The sequence below is a fragment of the Massilia sp. Leaf139 genome (assembly GCF_001424165.1).
Classification (GTDB): Bacteria; Pseudomonadota; Gammaproteobacteria; order Burkholderiales; family Burkholderiaceae_D; genus Telluria.
In genome coordinates this window covers 532420-548662 of record NZ_LMOJ01000022.1, presented here as the reverse complement: position 1 = coordinate 548662, position 16243 = coordinate 532420, and the positions used below count along the sequence as shown (strand labels likewise).

General features: G+C 67.3%; 10 protein-coding genes and 5 tRNA genes. 11 read left to right on the top strand and 4 right to left on the bottom strand.

Annotated elements, in window-relative coordinates; all coding sequences use genetic code 11:
- Positions 1–11: 11 nt before the first annotated feature.
- The 4 genes from ASF77_RS13850 to ASF77_RS13835 all read left to right on the top strand — a co-directional run bounded on the left by ASF77_RS13850 (position 12) and on the right by ASF77_RS13835 (position 4115).
- Positions 12–977 carry an SDR family oxidoreductase gene (locus ASF77_RS13850; RefSeq protein WP_056340185.1) on the top strand — a complete coding sequence of 322 codons (966 nt, stop codon included), beginning with the start codon at positions 12–14 and terminating at the stop codon, positions 975–977.
- A gap of 13 nt (positions 978–990) precedes the next feature.
- Entirely contained in the window at positions 991–2040 is a 1050-nt protein-coding gene (locus tag ASF77_RS13845) for a Ku protein (RefSeq protein ID WP_056340182.1), read from the top strand.
- A gap of 3 nt (positions 2041–2043) precedes the next feature.
- Positions 2044–2283 carry a hypothetical protein gene (locus ASF77_RS13840; RefSeq protein WP_056340179.1) on the top strand — a complete coding sequence of 80 codons (240 nt, stop codon included), beginning with the start codon at positions 2044–2046 and terminating at the stop codon, positions 2281–2283.
- A gap of 356 nt (positions 2284–2639) precedes the next feature.
- Entirely contained in the window at positions 2640–4115 is a 1476-nt protein-coding gene (locus tag ASF77_RS13835; RefSeq protein WP_082493765.1) for a catalase, read from the top strand.
- Positions 4116–4405: 290 nt separating this feature from the next.
- Here the strand turns inward: ASF77_RS13835 and ASF77_RS13830 are convergent, their stop codons facing one another.
- Together ASF77_RS13830 and ligD are read right to left on the bottom strand one after the other, a co-directional pair.
- Positions 4406–4963: an alpha/beta hydrolase gene (locus ASF77_RS13830; RefSeq protein ID WP_162244858.1), complete on the bottom strand. Its 558-nt coding sequence runs from the start codon at positions 4961–4963 to the stop codon at positions 4406–4408.
- A gap of 81 nt (positions 4964–5044) precedes the next feature.
- Positions 5045–7708 carry a DNA ligase D gene (gene ligD, locus ASF77_RS13825; protein ID WP_056340473.1) on the bottom strand — a complete coding sequence of 888 codons (2664 nt, stop codon included), beginning with the start codon at positions 7706–7708 and terminating at the stop codon, positions 5045–5047.
- Positions 7709–7929: 221 nt separating this feature from the next.
- Between ligD and ASF77_RS13820 the strand changes: the two genes are divergently transcribed.
- Together ASF77_RS13820 and ASF77_RS13815 are read left to right on the top strand one after the other, a co-directional pair.
- Entirely contained in the window at positions 7930–8262 is a 333-nt protein-coding gene (locus ASF77_RS13820) for a hypothetical protein (RefSeq protein ID WP_056340471.1), read from the top strand.
- A gap of 154 nt (positions 8263–8416) precedes the next feature.
- Complete coding sequence (locus ASF77_RS13815; RefSeq protein WP_056340171.1) at positions 8417–9364, top strand: D-2-hydroxyacid dehydrogenase; 948 nt, start codon at positions 8417–8419, stop codon at positions 9362–9364.
- Positions 9365–9393: 29 nt separating this feature from the next.
- Here the strand turns inward: ASF77_RS13815 and ASF77_RS13810 are convergent, their stop codons facing one another.
- Positions 9394–11241 carry a TonB C-terminal domain-containing protein gene (locus ASF77_RS13810; protein WP_056340169.1) on the bottom strand — a complete coding sequence of 616 codons (1848 nt, stop codon included), beginning with the start codon at positions 11239–11241 and terminating at the stop codon, positions 9394–9396.
- 146 nt (positions 11242–11387) lie between these two features.
- A complete protein-coding gene (locus ASF77_RS13805; RefSeq protein ID WP_056340166.1) occupies positions 11388–15341 on the bottom strand; it encodes a two-component regulator propeller domain-containing protein in 3954 nt (1317 codons plus the stop codon).
- 112 nt (positions 15342–15453) lie between these two features.
- Here ASF77_RS13805 and ASF77_RS13800 point away from each other — a divergent pair.
- The 5 genes from ASF77_RS13800 (at position 15454) to ASF77_RS13780 (ending at position 16121) form a co-directional block, all read left to right on the top strand.
- A tRNA-Arg gene (locus ASF77_RS13800) sits at positions 15454–15530 on the top strand.
- A gap of 23 nt (positions 15531–15553) precedes the next feature.
- Positions 15554–15630, top strand: a tRNA-Arg gene (locus ASF77_RS13795).
- Positions 15631–15761: 131 nt separating this feature from the next.
- Positions 15762–15835 (top strand) — tRNA-Arg (locus ASF77_RS13790).
- Positions 15836–15858: 23 nt separating this feature from the next.
- Positions 15859–15935: transfer RNA gene (locus ASF77_RS13785), tRNA-Arg, on the top strand.
- Between the two features lie 109 nt (positions 15936–16044).
- Positions 16045–16121, top strand: a tRNA-Arg gene (locus tag ASF77_RS13780).
- Positions 16122–16243 lie beyond the last annotated feature (122 nt).

The following is a 16243-nucleotide window of genomic DNA, read 5'->3' as shown; positions in this document are numbered from 1 at the left end:
AAGGAAGTGCGATGGCCAACCAGGACGATGTAGCGAACCACCAGAAGGCGATCCAGAATCGCCAGGATCAGATCGACGCCAGCGGCAAGCAGGAAGACGGGCAAAAGCCGGTGCAGATCGGCGCCGAGCAGCCGGTGCCGCCGATGCCGGAACAGCACCTGGCCAAGCCCGGCCTGGAGGCGCAGATGGAAGTCAAGCCGCGCTTCATGGCGGAGAATTACAAGGGCAGCGGCAAGCTCGAGGGCCAGGTGGCGATCGTCACCGGCGGCGACTCCGGCATCGGCCGCGCCGTCGCGGTGCTGTTCGCGCGCGAAGGGGCCGACGTCGCCATCCTCTATCTGAACGAGCACGAGGACGCCGCCGAGACCCAGCGTTGCATCGAGGCCGAGGGCCGGCGCTGCGTGACGATCGCCGGCGACGTCAAGGACATGGACTTCTGCCAGCAGGCGGTCGACGCCGTAATCGGCCAATGGGGCCGCCTGGACGTGCTGGTCAATAACGCCGCCTTCCAGATGCACGCCAACTCGCTGATGGACATCACCGAGGAGCGCTTCGACGAGACGATGCGCACCAACATCTACGGCTACTTCCACATGGCCAAGGCCGCCCTGCCCTACATGAAGCGCGGCGCCTCGATCATCAACACCGGCTCGGTCACCGGCCTGAAGGGCTCCAAGCTGCTGCTCGACTATTCGTCGACCAAAGGCGCGATCCACGCCTTCACCATGTCGCTGGCGGCCAACCTGCTCGACAAGGGCATCCGCGTGAACTGCGTGGCGCCGGGCCCGGTCTGGACGCCGCTCAACCCGGCTGACCAGTCGCCGGACAAGATCGTCCACTTCGGCGAGAGCACCACCTACGGCCGCGCGGCCCAGCCCGAAGAGCTGTCGCCGGCCTATGTCTTCCTCGCCTCGAACGCCTGTTCGAGCTATATCACGGGTATCGTGCTGCCGGTGACCGGCAGCGTCGGCGAATAAGGGAGGCGCAGCCATGGCACGCAGCTTGTGGAAGGGCGCGATCAGCTTCGGGCTGGTGCACATTCCGGTCGACATGTATCCGGCCACGAGCAACAACGGGCTCGACCTGCACATGCTCGACCGCCGCGACTTCTCCCCGATCGGGTTCAAGCGCTACAACAAGAGCACCGGGAAGGAAGTCGGCTGGGACGACATCATCAAGGGCTACGAGTACACGGACGGCGAATACGTCGTGCTGTCCGACGAGGATTTGCGCCGCGCCAATCCCGAGGCGACGCAGACGATCGACATCCTTGCCTTTGTCGATGCCGGCGACGTGCCGCTGCTCTACTACGACCAGCCCTACTACCTCGCGCCAGGCAAGGGCGGCGACAAGGTATATGCGCTGCTGCGCGACACCCTGAAAAAGGTCGGCAAGATCGGCATCGCCCACGTCGTCATCCGCGTCAAGCAGCACCTGGCGGCCCTGCATTGCGTGGGCAATACCATCGTCATGAACACGCTGCGCTATGCCGACGAGATCCGCGACCCCGCGGATCTCAAGATTCCGGCCAAAAACGCCAAGGGCGCGGCCGTCACCGACAAGGAACTGAAGATGGCGATGGCCCTGGTCGAGGGCATGAGCGAGGACTGGGAGCCCGAGCAGTACCACGACACCTACCGCGAAGACGTCATGGCCATGATCGAGAAGAAGATCAAGGCCAAGCAGACCAAGACCATCACCATGCCGGACAAGGACGAGAAGCCGGTCAAGGCGACCAATGTGATCGATCTGGTCTCGCTGTTGCAGGCCAGCCTGGGCAAGAAGCCCGGCAAGGCGGCCGCCGCCGACGAGGACGACGACGACGACGACGAACCGCCACCGCCGAAGCGTTCGCGCAAGCCGGAGGCGGACGACGAAGACGACGAGCCGGCGCCGCGCGCGCGCAAAACGGCCACGGCCAGCCGCGAGGCCGTTGCCGCCAAGGCCGCGCCGAAACGCACCGCCGCGAAGAAACCGGCCGCCAAGAAGGCGGCGGCGGCCGCAAGCAAGGCGCCCGTTCGCCGCAAGAAGGCGGCGTGAAGAATGGATGAATTTCTCGACTTCCTCCAATGGCCCGCGATGGCGGTCAGCCTGTACGCCGCCTTCCTGATCGGTTCGAAAAAGGCGGGCAAGCGCGTCTTCGGCTTCTGGATGTTCATCCTCAGTAACCTGCTGTGGATCGTCTGGGGCGTGCACGACGAGGCCTGGGCGCTGATCTCGCTCCAGGTGGCGCTGATGGCGATGAACATCCGCGGCATTTTCAAGAACGAATCGCCAAGCTGAGGCCTGGTGATAGAAGCATCCAATCTGACATTCAACCGGACGGCATCGGCCGTCCACCAACAAGGAGGTTTCCATGCGCAAGATGATCATGATGGCGATTGCAGGTTTCATCTGGAAGAAAATCCAGGCGAAGATGTCGAAGCAGACCTATAACGGCACCACCAGCGGCCGCGGCTACTGATGTGCCTGCGCCGCGGCGCCAGCCGCGGCGCTTTCTCCTTTCCACCCCCTCGGTCTCGTCACGCGCCTGCCTTTAGGCAATTCCTATCGCTACAATCAAATCAATCAAATTTATCTTTCGCTCAACCGTAAGTAAGATCTCCTCATCAGTTCAATCAGTTCAACGAGGAGAGAGCATGACCCGCAGCAGCACCGACCACCGCATGACCACCGCTTCCGGCATTCCCGTCGCCGACAACCAGAATTCGCTCAGCGCCGGCCCGCGCGGCCCGCTCCTGCTGCAGGACTTCCACCTGATCGAAAAGCTCCAGCATTTCAACCGCGAGCGCATTCCCGAGCGCGTCGTCCACGCCAAGGGCTCGGGTGCCTACGGCACGTTTACCGTCACCCACGACATCAGCCGCTACACGACGGCGAAACTGTTCTCCGAAGTGGGCAAGCGCACCGAGACCTTCCTGCGCTTCTCCACCGTCGGCGGCGAGAAAGGCAGCGCCGACACCGAACGCGACCCGCGCGGCTTTGCGCTGCGCTTCTATACCGAGGAAGGCAACTGGGATCTGGTCGGTAACAACACGCCGGTCTTCTTCATCAAGGATCCGATCAAGTTCCCCGACTTCATCCACACCCAGAAGCGCCTCCCGGACAGCAACCTGAAGTCGGCCAACATGATGTTCGACTTCTGGAGCCGCGCGCCGGAAAGCCTGCACCAGGTGACGATCCTGTTCTCCAGCCGCGGCACCCCGGACGGCTACCGCCACATGGACGGTTTCGGCAGCCACACCTACAGCCTGATCGACGCGGCCGGCGAGCGCGTCTACGTGAAATGGCATTTCAAGACGCGCCAGGGCATCCGCAACCTGAGCAGCGCGGAAGCCACGGGCATCGCCGGGCTCGATCCGGATCACGCCCAGCGCGACCTGTTCAATGCGATCGCCGCCGGCGACTTCCCGCAGTGGGACGTGAAGGTGCAGGTGGCCACGCCGCGGCAACTGGCGGACTGGGAAGCGCGCACCGGCTGGAATCCCTTCGACCTCACCAAGGTCTGGCCGCATGGGGACTTCCCGCTCATGCCGGTGGGCGTGCTGGAACTGAACCGCAATCCGCTCAATTACCACGCGGAGGTCGAGCAGGCCGCGTTTTCGCCGGCGAACGTGGTGCCGGGGATGGGCTACTCGCCCGACAAGATGCTGCAGGGCCGCCTGTTCGCCTACCACGACGCCCAGCTCTACCGCGTCGGCACCAACCACCAGCACCTGCCGGTGAACGCCCCGCGCTGCCCCTTCCACAACCAGCAGCGCGACGGCGCCATGGCCTTCGCCAATGGCGGCGCTGCGCCCAACTACGCGACCATCGACGCGACCGGCCGAGGCGCGACCGGCATGGGACACGGCGAGCGCGAACTGCCGCTGGAGGGCAATGCGGGACGCTTCGACTTCCGCGGCCAGGAAGACGATTACACCCAGCCGGGCAACCTGTTCCGCCTGATGTCGGCGGAAGAGCGCCGCATCCTGTGCGACAACCTGGCGGCGCCGCTGTCGCAGGTGACGGAGGAGATCCTGGTGCGCCAGCTGGCGCAGTTCGACCAGGCAGATGCGGCGTATGGGCGCGGGGTGCGCGAGGCGCTGGCGCGGCTGGGGAGGAAGGTGGATTGAGTCGCTGATCGGGCTGTCGGGCGCCCTCGTCCGATACCTAATTGGTTTCTTGAATCGGCGTGGGCACGGGGCGCCCACCCTACGGGATTGCGGCCCGCGGCGGTTCCGGTAGGGTGGGCGATGCCAATGGTATCGCCCACGGTTTCACCGGGCGCCCCGTGCCGACGCCGATTCTGGGTCCGTAAATCGTCGAGGGATGCGCGGCCCCGTAGGGTGGGCGCCCTGTGCCCACGCAGACCAAACACACCGATAACGGCACAGGCAACAGCCCATCTCAGCCCGCATTCCGCTTACCGCACTTCCCCAACCGCCAGGCCCATCATCGCCGCCAAGCGCTCGTAGACCAGCGGGAAGGCGGTAAATCCTTCGCGCCCGAGAAAATGCCCGCCCCGCTCCACCGTGACGAAGTCGGCGTCCAGCCGCGCGGCCAGCTCCTGCGTCATCGCATACGGCACGGACGCGTCGTCGCGCGACGCGATGACGGTACGGCGCCGCACCCGCGTGCGCAGCTCGCCGATCGGGCCCAGATCCGCGCTGAAGCCGTCGAGCGCGGGCAGTCCCGGCACCGGCGCCATGAAGCCCGCGACCAGCAGCATGCCGCCGTAACGGGCGTCGCGCGCCTGCAGGGCGTGGCGCACGACGCCGATGCAGCCGAGGCTGTGCGCGACGAGATAGGTGTCCGCGTCGCGGCGCACGATCCGTTCGTCGAGGAATGCATCCCAGTCCTGCGGGACAGGATTGTCCGGATCGGGCATCGGCAGGATGTCGACGCCGATGCCGTCCGCCGCGAGGCGCTCCTTCAGCCAGGGGAACCAGTGATCCGTCGGTGCGGCCGTGTAACCGTGCACGATGTACACCTGCCTGCGCCGGACCATTCCGGCGCTATCGCTTTCCTGCATTCCTTGTCTCCGTCGAAGATGGTCGGCGCCTTATCCCTTGTAGCCCAGCTGCTTCATCGCCGCCGTCAGGGTCTTGGCCGCCTTGTCGTACCCCTCCCACGGATCGTTGCCCTGGTCGAGGCGCGTGTGCGCGTTCTGGACGTTCCACTGGTCGCTCGACTTCAGGGTCTTCAGTTCGTCCCAGGCCAGCGGCACCGAGATGCCCAGGCCTGGGCGGGCCCGCACCGACCAGGCGCTGACCGTGGTCGCGCCCTGGCCGTTGCGCAGGTAGTCGATGAAGATCTTGCCGACCCGGTTCTTGGCGCCGCTCTTGGCCGAGAAGCGATCCGGCAGGGTCTTGGCCAGGTGGGTCACGATCGCCTGCGAAAAGCCTTTCACGGTGTCCCAGTCCTTGCCGCCCTTGATCGGCACCACCACGTGCAGGCCCTTGCCGCCGCTGGTCTTGAGAAAACTCGGCAGGCCGAGTTCCTCGAGGAAGGCGCGCATCACCTGCCCCGCTTCCTGCATCGCCGCGAACTCGACGCCCTCGCCCGGATCGAGGTCGAACACCATGCGGTCGGGCTTGTCGTAGGATTTGCCAAAGGCGTTCTGCGTATGGAATTCGAGCGCATTCCACTGCGCCGCCGACAGGATGCCGGCGAGGTTGTCGACCGTCAGCATGGGCGGATGATCCGGGTCGAGCGCCTGATCCATGTGCTTCATGCCGGGCAGCTTCTTGATGTCGGCGTGCTTCTGGAACACCAGGTCGCCCTTGATGCCGGCTGGTGCGCGTACCAGCGACACCGGGCGCCCCTTCAGGTGCTCCATCATCAGGTTGCCGACCAGGGCGTAGTAGCGGATCACGTCCATCTTGGTGGCGCCGCTCTTCTCGTCGACGACGCGGTCGCCGTTGGTGATCTTCAGGTTCGCGGGCAGCGTGCCCTCGACCATGCCGGGCGCCTCGCTGCTGCTGGCGCCCTCGTCCTCGTCGCTCATCTCGATCTCCTTCACGGGTGTCGGCAGCTCGCGCGTGATGCCGCTTGCCGGTTTGTCGGTGCGCAGGCCCTGGAAAACCGGATGGCGCACGGCGCCGGCCTCGGTCCATTCGGAAAAGCTCACTTCGGCGATCAGCTCCGGCCTGACCCAGTGGTGCTTGCGGCCCGGTACCGTGCGCGGCGGGAAGGGGCTGGCGTCGGTGTCGAGCGCCTTCAGCTTGGCCGTGATGTCGCGCAGGCTCTCGGCATTGAAGCCGCTGCCGACATTACCGGCGTAGCGCAGCACGCCTTCCTTGTCGTGTGTGGCCAGCAGCAGCGAGCCGACGCCCTTGCGCGAGCCCTTGGGGTCGGTATAGCCGACGATGACGAATTCCTGGCGCTGCCCGCATTTCAGCTTGATCCAGGCCGGCGAGCGGCGCGACACATAGTGCGAGTCGCGCCGCTTGCCGATCACGCCTTCCAGGCCGATCTTGCAGGCGGCAGCGACTAGCCCTTCCGGGTCTGTGCCGAACTCGGCCGAGAAGCGCACGAGCTCGGAGGCCTTCGCCGTGTTCAGCGCGGCTTCGAGCAGCGCGCGGCGCTCGACCAGCGCCACCTTGCGCAGGTCGTAGCCGCCGAGATAAGGCGCATCGAAGATGAAGTAGACGATCTGGGCCCGGTTGCTGCCGTCGAAGGCCAGCTGCAGCAAGCCGAAGTTCGGCCGCCCGTTGGCATCGTGGACGACGATCTCGCCGTCGTACCAGCCGTCCGGCAGGCCCATGCGTTCGATTTCCTCGCGCAGCGGACGCAGTTTGTCCGTCCAGTCGTTGTTGTTGCGGGTGATGAGGCGCACCTCGCCGTTCTCGATGCGCGCGAGCATGCGGTAGCCGTCGAACTTGACCTCGAACACCCATTCTTCCGGATTGGCGGGCGGAGCATCGACCAGGGTCGCCAGCTCCGGCGCGAATTCCTTCGGCGGCGGCGCCTCGACCACGCCTTCGGGCAGGCTGGCGTCGCGCGCCTTGCCTGCGGCACCCGCCGCGGCCGCGTCCGCCTTGGCCTTGGCGGCGCGCGCCGATTTCGCGGCCGGCTTGGCCGCCGCCTTCGTTTTGGCGGCGGCGCCCGCCTTGGCCGTGGCCTCGGCCCCTTCCGCTTTCGCCTTGCCCTGCACCTTGTCTCCGGTTCCCGGCATCGGCAGCGCCTTGACGCTGTCGGGCATCTCGTCGACCACCGAGAACTCCTCGGCCGGACGCGCGTAGTCACCCTTTTCCTTGATCAGGAGCCAGGGTTCCTGCTTGTCGTTGCCGCGTCCCTTCATGCGCACCAGCACCCAATTGCCGTGCATTTTGTGGCCGTGCAAACGGAACTTCAGGTTGCCCTTGCGGTAGCCCTCGTGCGGATCGCCTTCGGGCGCCCAGGTGCCCTTGTCCCAGATGATGACCTTGCCGGCGCCATACTGCTTCTCAGGAATGGTGCCTTCGAAATCGGCATAGGAAATCGGGTGATCCTCGACGTGGACGGCCATGCGCTTGTCGTGGGTGTCGTAGCTCGGGCCCTTCGGCACGGCCCAGCTTTTCATGGTGCCGTCGAGCTCGAGGCGGAAGTCGTAGTGCAGGCGGCTGGCCCAATGCTTCTGGATCACGAAAGTGAGCGCGTTCTTCCCGGGTACGCCGCCCTCGGCCGGCTCGGACGTGATCGAAAAATCGCGCTTGGATTTGTACAGCTTGAGGGCGTCGGCCATGGCGAACTCCTGCGTTTTTTCCGGTACGGCCAGTGTAGCGAGCGACATTTCCTGCGACTGTACGGCAGCTAACGGTCGCGCTGCCCCTGGCGCAGCGCCTGAATGTAACCGGATGTAATTGGCGTCAACGTTGTCAGGACGGCTCGCGTTATTGGGCACAGCAGCACCGGGAACCATCCCCATCGGTTCCACCTCATCCACTCCTTGAAGGAATGATCACCATGAGCAAAATCGTCGCTACCCTGATTGCCGGCCTGTTCGCCACCTCGGCCTTTGCCCAGAGCACCGCCACCCAGACGACCACCCCGGCCACCAAGGCGGAAGCCAAGGAAGCGAAGGAAGTGGCGAAAGCCGATGCCAAGGTAGAAAAGGCCTCGGCCGACGCGAAGGCTGACGTGGCCGAAGCGAAAGCGGACGCCGCCAAGGACAAGGCCAAGGCCGTCAAGAAAGCCACCAAGAAAAAGGCCGAAGCCAAGGCCGATGCAGCGGAAGCGAAGGCCGAGCACAAGGCCGACACGCATGCTGCGCACACGACCACCACGACCACCAAATAATTACAGGCCGCTCGAGCCCACCATAGCCCAAAGAAGACAGGGTTCGCCCTGTCTTTTTTTCGTCCCGGCTCTCCGCCGCCCGGCGTTTGCCGCCGGTTCCGACCCCTCTCCGGCGCATGCTCTACAATATGCGCACCCCTTCCTGGAGCGCGCCATGCACAAGATCGTCTTCCTCGACCGCGACAGCCTGCTTGCCAAGGTACGGCGTCCCGCCTTCGGCCACGACTGGCAGGACTTTGCGTCCACCGCGCCCGACCAGGTGGTGGAACGCCTGCAAGGCGCCACGGTCGCCATCACCAACAAGGTGCCGCTGCGCGCCGAGGCGCTCGAGCAGCTGCCCGACTTGCGCATGGTGGCCGTGGCCGCCACCGGCACTGATAATGTCGACCTCGCCGCCTGCCGCGCGCGCGGCATCGCGGTTGCCAACATCCGCGATTATTCCGGCGTCTCCGTGCCCGAGCATTGCTTCACGCTGATGCTGGCCCTGCGCCGCAACCTGCGCGCCTATGTCGCCGACGTCGAAGCGGGCCGCTGGGAACGCTCGAACCGCTTCTGCCTGCTCGACCACCCGATCGGCGACCTGGCCGGCAGCCGGCTCGGCATCGTCGGCTACGGCGCGCTGGGACGGCGCGTGGCCCAGATCGGCCAGGCCTTCGGCATGACCGTCGCCACCAGCTCGCGTTCGAAAGTCGAGGAGCCGGGCGTCGTGCAACTGGAACTGGACGAATTGCTCGCCACCTCGGACGTGCTCAGCCTGCACCTGCCGCTGAACGAGGCCACGCGCCACCTGATCGGCGCGCGCGAGCTGGGCCTGATGAAGCCGACCGCGCTGCTGATCAACACCGCGCGCGGCGGCCTGGTCGATGAGGAAGCGCTGGCCACGGCCCTGATGCAGCGCACGATCGGCGGCGCCGGTTTCGACGTGCTCAGCAAGGAGCCGCCGTCGCAGGACAATCCGCTGCTGGGCCTGCGCCTGCCGAACTTCATCCTGACGCCGCACGTCGCCTGGGCCAGCGCCGGGGCGATGCAGACCCTGGCCGATATGCTGGTCGATAATATCGAAGCCTGGGAAGCCGGGCGGCCGACGAACCTGGTGGGTTGAGAACCGGGCGGCGCAGGCCGCCCTTTTTTTTACTGCAGACGAACCGCCATGTCGAAGATCCAGGTGCGCCGGATCTCGACCACGTCGTACTGGCGCGCCAGCGCCGGCGGGAAGGCGCCGTAGGGCGCCTGGCCGGCGACGATCTGGCGGATCGCCTCGTCGATGGCGGGTACGCCGCTGGAGACATTGAAGGTCACCTTCTCCACCGAACCGTCGGCGCGCACCGCCACCGTCACCACCGGCTGGGTATGCGGCTGCTTCACCAGCTCGCGCACGGCGTCGATGGTCATGTTCATCTCGATCTTGCGGCTCATGCCCTGGGCGTACGCGACCAGATCCGCGTTCGGATCGGCACGCCCGAACAGCCAGCCGCGGCGCAGGCTGCTGACCGTGGGCGCGGGCGGGGCCTCGCGCTGCGCCTTTTCGGCGTCGAGCTGGCGGCCGATCGCGCGCAGGCGCTCCTCGCGTCTGGCTTCCTCGTCCGCCTTGGCGCGCTCGCGGTCGCGCTGGGCCTGGGCCTGTTTCTCGCCTTCCTGGCGGGCGGCTTCCTGCCGTGCTGCTTCCTGGCGTGCCGCCTCTTGACGCCCGGCTTCCTGACGGGCCGCCTCCTGACGGGCCGCCTCCTGGCGCGCCGCTTCCTGACGAGCCGCCTCCTGGCGCGCAGCCTCCTGACGTGCGGCTTCCTGTCGTGCCGCCTCCTGACGTGCTGCTTCTTGACGCGCCGTTTCCTGACGGGCGGCTTCTTGACGAGCCGCTTCCTGACGCGCAGCCTCCTGACGGGCGGCTTCCTGACGGGCTGCTTCTTGTCGTACTGCTTCTTGTCGTACTGCTTCCTGTCGTACTGCTTCTAGTCGGGCCGCTTCCTGACGCGCTGATTCTCGTTGAGCCGCCTCCTGTCGCGCCGTTTCCTGACGGGCGGCGTCCTGACGCGCGCTTTCCTGACGTGCGACTTCCTGCCGTACCGCTTCCTGGCGGGTAGCCTCCTGTCGCGCAAAGGCCTGGCGCTCGGCTTCCAGGCGGGCAGCTTCGGCCCGCGCCTGCTCCTGGCGGGCTTGTTCGAGCTGGCGGGCCGTCTCCTGTGCCTGGGCGGCCTGGCGCGCCAGTTCCTGGCGTTCCGCCGTCTCGCGCGCCGCGTCGAGCTGGGCCTGGCGCAACTGCTCCTGACGCGCCGCTTCCTGCTGCTCCTGCCGCAGGGCTTGCGCGCGTGTGGCGTCGCGCCGGGTTTGCTCGGCCTGCTCCACCCGCAGCCGTTCAGCGTCCGCGTTTGCCTTCGCGACCGCGATCTGCGCGAGGCTTTCTTCGCGCGCCTGTTCGGCTGCCTTCGCGGCCGCTGCGGCATCGTCCGCGCGATCCGGCGACGAATCGTCGACGATCGCCGCCATCGGCGCGGGCTCCACTTGCGCGCGCATCGCCGGAGGCGGCGCCGCTGCGGAGACGGTCGGCGGCGCAATCACGGGATCGGGCACAGGGACGGGTTCCGGCACAGGGGCCGGCTGGACGACAGGAGCCGGCACGGGAGCCGCATCCGCCTTCGCCTGCACGGGCGCAGGCGCAGGCGCCGCTGCCGGTATCGGCGCCGCCTTCGCCGCAGCGCTGCGCGGGGCGGGGGCGGACGGTGGCGGCGGGCTCGCCGGCGGCCGCGCTGGGGCAGGAGGCGCGACCCGCACGCGCAGCGCATCCGCGCCGAGGCGCCGCTCTTCCCAGGGAAAATGCAAGCCGGGCAGCCCGAGGCGATCGCCGCCGACGGCCATGCTCAGCAGCAGCGCATGCACCAGCGCCGACACCACGAAGGCCGTGTTCAGGCGCGCCGGCTCGCGGCGGGTCAAGACGGCGGCACGCGCGCCCAAGAAGCCCTGTGCAGGCGCGAACTCAGCCATGCGGGAGGGCCCTTCCGGGGAGTGAAGCGCGGTGAATCGATCTGGTCATGTGAAGGTGGCGACGTTGCCGATGAAGCAAGGAACCCGCCGATGCTATCACAGGGTTGAATTAATGCATCGTTCCGTACAGGCAACGCGCGCGCGGATCAGATCGACATGCTGCCCTCCGCCGGCACCCGCGCCGGCCGCGCCTCGGCCGCCCGCAGGGGCAGCTCCAGGATGAAGGCGGTGCCGGCGCCCGGCGCGCTCTCGACCCGGATCGATCCGCCCAGCAGCGAGGTGGCGATCGTGTGGGCGATGTTCAGGCCCAGGCCCGTCCCGCCCTGCCCCATGCGCGTCGTGAAGAAGGGATCGAAGACGCGCGGCAGGTGCTCGCGCGCGATGCCGCGACCGTCGTCGGAGAAGGTGATGCGCACCCAGTCCTCGTCGAGCGCCTCTGCCGCCAGGCGCATGGCCCCGCCGCGTCCTTCGAAGGCGTGCAGCAGCGCGTTGTTGACGAAGTTGATCAGCACCTGGCCGAGCGGGCCCGGATAGCTGTCCATCGTGAGCCCGGCCGGCACCGCCAGTTCGAGCGTGTGCCCGGCCAGACGCACCTTGTTCATCAGGGTCGCGACGATTTCCTGGCAGGCCTGGGCCAGGTCGAAGCGGCGCCGGCCGGCGCTGGCCTGGTCGACCGACACCTGGCGGAAGCTGTTCACCAGATCGGCCGCCTGGTGCAGGCTGCGCACGATCAGGTCGGATGCTTCGCCCGCAGCGCCGATATAGCCGTCGAGTTCCGAGCGCCGCAGCGTCGACGCGGCCAGCGCCGCCTGGATCGCGAGCGTTTTCTCGTGCAGCGTGCTGGCCATCAGCAGGCTGTTGCCGATCGGGGTATTGAGTTCGTGCGCGACCCCGGCGACGAGCGAGCCGAGCGAAGCCAGCTTTTCCTGGGCCGCAAGCTGGCCCTGCACATCCTTCAACTGGCGGTAGGCCTGGGCGTTGTCGAGCGCGACGGCGACATAGGCGGCCAGCGTGCGCAGCATGTCGAGGTGGACGCGCTGGTAGGCGTGCGGCGCGAAGCTCTGCACCGTCAGCGCGCCCAGCACGCGCTGGCCGACCGCGACCGGCACATACAGAAGCGAACGCGGGAGACGCGAGGCCGCCGCGCAGGGCAATGCACTCGCGGCAGCCTCGCGCGGATCGACGCCCGGCAGGTAGCGCGCGCAGTCCGCCGCCAGCTCGTCGATGAAGATTTCGCGTCCGTGCTCGATACACCAGGCGGCCAGCTGGCGCGGGTCGCGCCGCTCGCGGCCCGGGGCGGCGCAGCGGCGCCCGTCCACCACCGCGTACGGGAAGTCCAGCTGCAGGCCGTCCTGGCGCACCACGGCCACCGCGAACACCGGCGCTTCCATCAGCACCTCCACATGTTCGTAGAGCGTGGCCATGATGGCCTCGGTGTCGAGGTTGGCGGTCAGGCGCCGGCCGATGTCAGACAGGAGCGCGATGTTGCGGCGCGCGCTGTCGGCCGCCTCCTCCTGCGCCTCGGCCTCGCGCTTGCGCCGTTCGGCGGCGTCCTTCTGCAGCACCAGTTCGGCCGTGCGCGCGCCGACCTCGCGTTCGAGCACCTCCTTCTGCTGCACCAGCGCGCGGATGCGCAGGCGGTAGCCGGCCGCCACCGCCGCCGCGGCCAGCAGCAGCGCCAGCAGGCGCAGCCAGCCATTCTTCCACCAGGGCGGCGTGATCGTGACCGTCAGCGCCGCTGGCGCCTCGCTCCAGACGCCGTCCTTGTTGCTGGCCCGCACCCGGAACACGTAGGTGCCCGGATCGAGGTTGGTGTAAGTGGCGAAGCGCCGGCTGGCGTCGGTTTCGACCCAGCCGGCGTCGAAGCCGTCGAGCCGGTAGGCGTAGCGGTTGCTGGCGGGCGCCGCGTAATGCAGGCCGGCGAACTCGAAGGAGAACACCGATTCGCGCTGGGTCAGCGTGATCTCGCGGGTGCGGTCGATCGGCGTGGCCAGGCGCTGCGGCTTGTTAAAGACGAGGAAGTCGGTGATGCGCACCACCGGCGGGAAGGGGTTGTCGCGGATCGCGTCCGGCAGGAAGGAGACCAGGCCGTTGACGCCGCCGAAATGCAGCTGGCCGTCCGGCCCGCGCGCGCTGGCGCCGACATAGAAGGTGCCTTCATTGAGACCGTCCTTGGCCGTATAGTGCTTGTGCTGGCCGGTAGCCGGGTCGTAGCGGCTGATGCCGTCGGTCATGCTGGCCCACAGGCGTCCGCGACCGTCCTCCAGCACGGCGCCGATCGGCAGCGGTTCGCGCGCATCGCGCAGCTGCACCAGGCGGAAGACCGGCTTGCCGCCGGCGCCGCGCTCCATCCCGTGCAGGCCGCCGGCGGTGGCAACCCAGAGCCGGCCATCCTTCGCCAGCGTCAGGCCGTACACGCGGTTGTGGCGCAGGCTGCCGCCGTCGCTCGGGTCGTGGCGGTAATGGGTGAAGACGCCGCTGCGGCGGTCGAAGCGATCCAGGCCGTTGTCGGTGCCGATCCAGAGCATGCCGTCGGCATCCTCGACCATCTGGAACAGGGTGTTGTCGCCGAGCCCCTGGGGTGCGCGCGGGTCGTGGCGCCAGACCTGGGCGACCTTGCCGGCGTCGTCGAGCCGATACAGGCCGGCGCGGGTGACGGCCCATAGCACGCCGTCACGGGTGCGCAGCACCTCCTGCACGGTTGCCGAGCCGAGGCCCGGCAACCCTACCCGGTGGAAGCGGCCGCCCTGCGCGTCGCTCCAGGCCAGCGCGCCGGCGCTGCCGACATACAGGCGCTCGCCGACGATGGACAGGCTGTGCACGACATCGCTCGGGAGCGTGTCCATGCGACCCGGCTGGTGACGCAGCTGTTCGGTCGCGCCGGTCTCGGGGTCGAGCAGCACCAGGCCGCCGCCGGTGGTGCCGATCCAGACCTTGCCGTCGGCGCGCACGGCGACATCGCGCGCCTTTTCGAAACCGGTGCGGTAGCTGGCCTGGGGGCGAAAGCTGAAGTTCGAAAAGCCGCCGCTGGCGAGGTCGGTGCGCGACAGGCCGCGCATGCGGCTGCCGACCCAGAGCGTGCCGCTGCGGTCGATCCGGATCGAGGCGACCTGGTTGTCGGCCAGGCTGTGGGCGTCGAGCGGCCGGTTGCCGTAGGAGACGAAGCGGCCGCTGCTCGGGTCGCGCCATTTCACGCCGTCGAGGTCGGTGCCGACCCAGAGGGTGCCGCCGGTATCGACATACAGCGCCGCCACGCGCAGCTCGCCCACGCCCTCCTGCGCCGTGACCGCGCGCTGCCGGGGCCTGGCATCGGCGATCTCCCAGGCCTCGAGTCCGGCATCGGTGCCGACCCAGAGCGTGTCGCGCGGGCCCATCGCCAGCGCGTTGATGCGTGCGCGGCGCGCGTCGCCGTCCAGGGGCGCGATGTGTTCGAGCTGGCGCGCGCCCGGCGCCAGGCGCCCCACCCCGCGCGCGGTGCCCACCCACAGCACGCCATGGCCGTCGAAGGCAAGCGCGCTGACGGTGTCGCCCCCGAGGGCGCCGTCGTGGCCCGGATGGCGGATCGTCGTGAAGGCGCCGCTGGCCGGATCGAAGCGGGTCAAGCCGTCGCTGGTGCCGAGCCAGAGCATGCCCTGGCGGTCGGCGGTGATCGCGTTGACGCTGCGGTTGCCGTGCGGCGCGGCGCCTGCCCCCTGCAGCGGATAGCGCACGAACTTGGCGGCGGCCGCGTCGAAGCGCGCCAGGCCCCCCTTGGTGCCGAACCAGAGGCGCCCTTCGGCATCCTCGAAAGAAGCGGTGATGAAGCTGTCGGGGAGCGAACCGGGGTCTTGCGGGTCGGTGCTGTAGACGCTCATCTTGTAGCCGTCGTAGCGGTTCAGGCCGGCCTGGGTGCCGAACCACATGAAGCCTTGGCGATCCTGGAGAATGTTGAGCACCGATTCCTGCGAGAGGCCGTGCTCGATCGAGACCCGTTCGAAACGCAGGTTGCGCGGCGCGGCCGCGCTGGCGACGCCGTCCAGCGCCAGCAGGGCCAGCAGGCCCAGCGCCGCGAGCGAGGGGCGCATCGCGGTCATGCCGCCGCGAAAGGTAAAGCCCAGCATAGTTCTATTGATGTCGAATACGGAGCGGCTAATCTACCAGAGGATTGGTGCCGGCCCGTAATAAATTAAGACTTCCGCAATGCCGGCACCGCTGCTATAATGCGTCTCACGGGCGGCTGTAGCTCAGCTGGATAGAGTACTTGGCTACGAACCAAGGGGTCGTGGGTTCGATTCCTGCCAGCCGCACCACGAAATACGAAGGCCAGATCGCNGCGGCTGTAGCTCAGCTGGATAGAGTACTTGGCTACGAACCAAGGGGTCGTGGGTTCGATTCCTGCCAGCCGCACCACGAAATACGAAGGCCAGATCGCGAGATCTGGCCTTTTTCGTTTGGCGCCGGGCTTGTCACTTACGCGTTTTTACTGGTGGCAAATCGACACTTCCCATTTCGGTCATGCCCCGCTATAATGCGTGCTTCGGGCGGCTGTAGCTCAGCTGGATAGAGTACTTGGCTACGAACCAAGGGGTCGTGGGTTCGATTCCTGCCAGCCGCACCNCGCTATAATGCGTGCTTCGGGCGGCTGTAGCTCAGCTGGATAGAGTACTTGGCTACGAACCAAGGGGTCGTGGGTTCGATTCCTGCCAGCCGCACCACGAATACGAAGGCCAGATCGCGAGATCTGGCCTTTTTCGTTTTGGGCGCCGGTTCGCAAAAACTGCCCCTTCCCATTTTGCCAATGCCCCACTATAATGCGTGCCTCGGGCGGCTGTAGCTCAGCTGGATAGAGTACTTGGCTACGAACCAAGGGGTCGTGGGTTCGATTCCTGCCAGCCGCACCACGAAATACGAAGGCCAGATCGGCTGTAGCTCAGCTGGATAGAGTACTTGGCTACGAACCAAGGGGTCGTGGGTTCGATTCCTGCCAGCCGCACCACGAAATACGAAGGCCAGATCGCAAGAT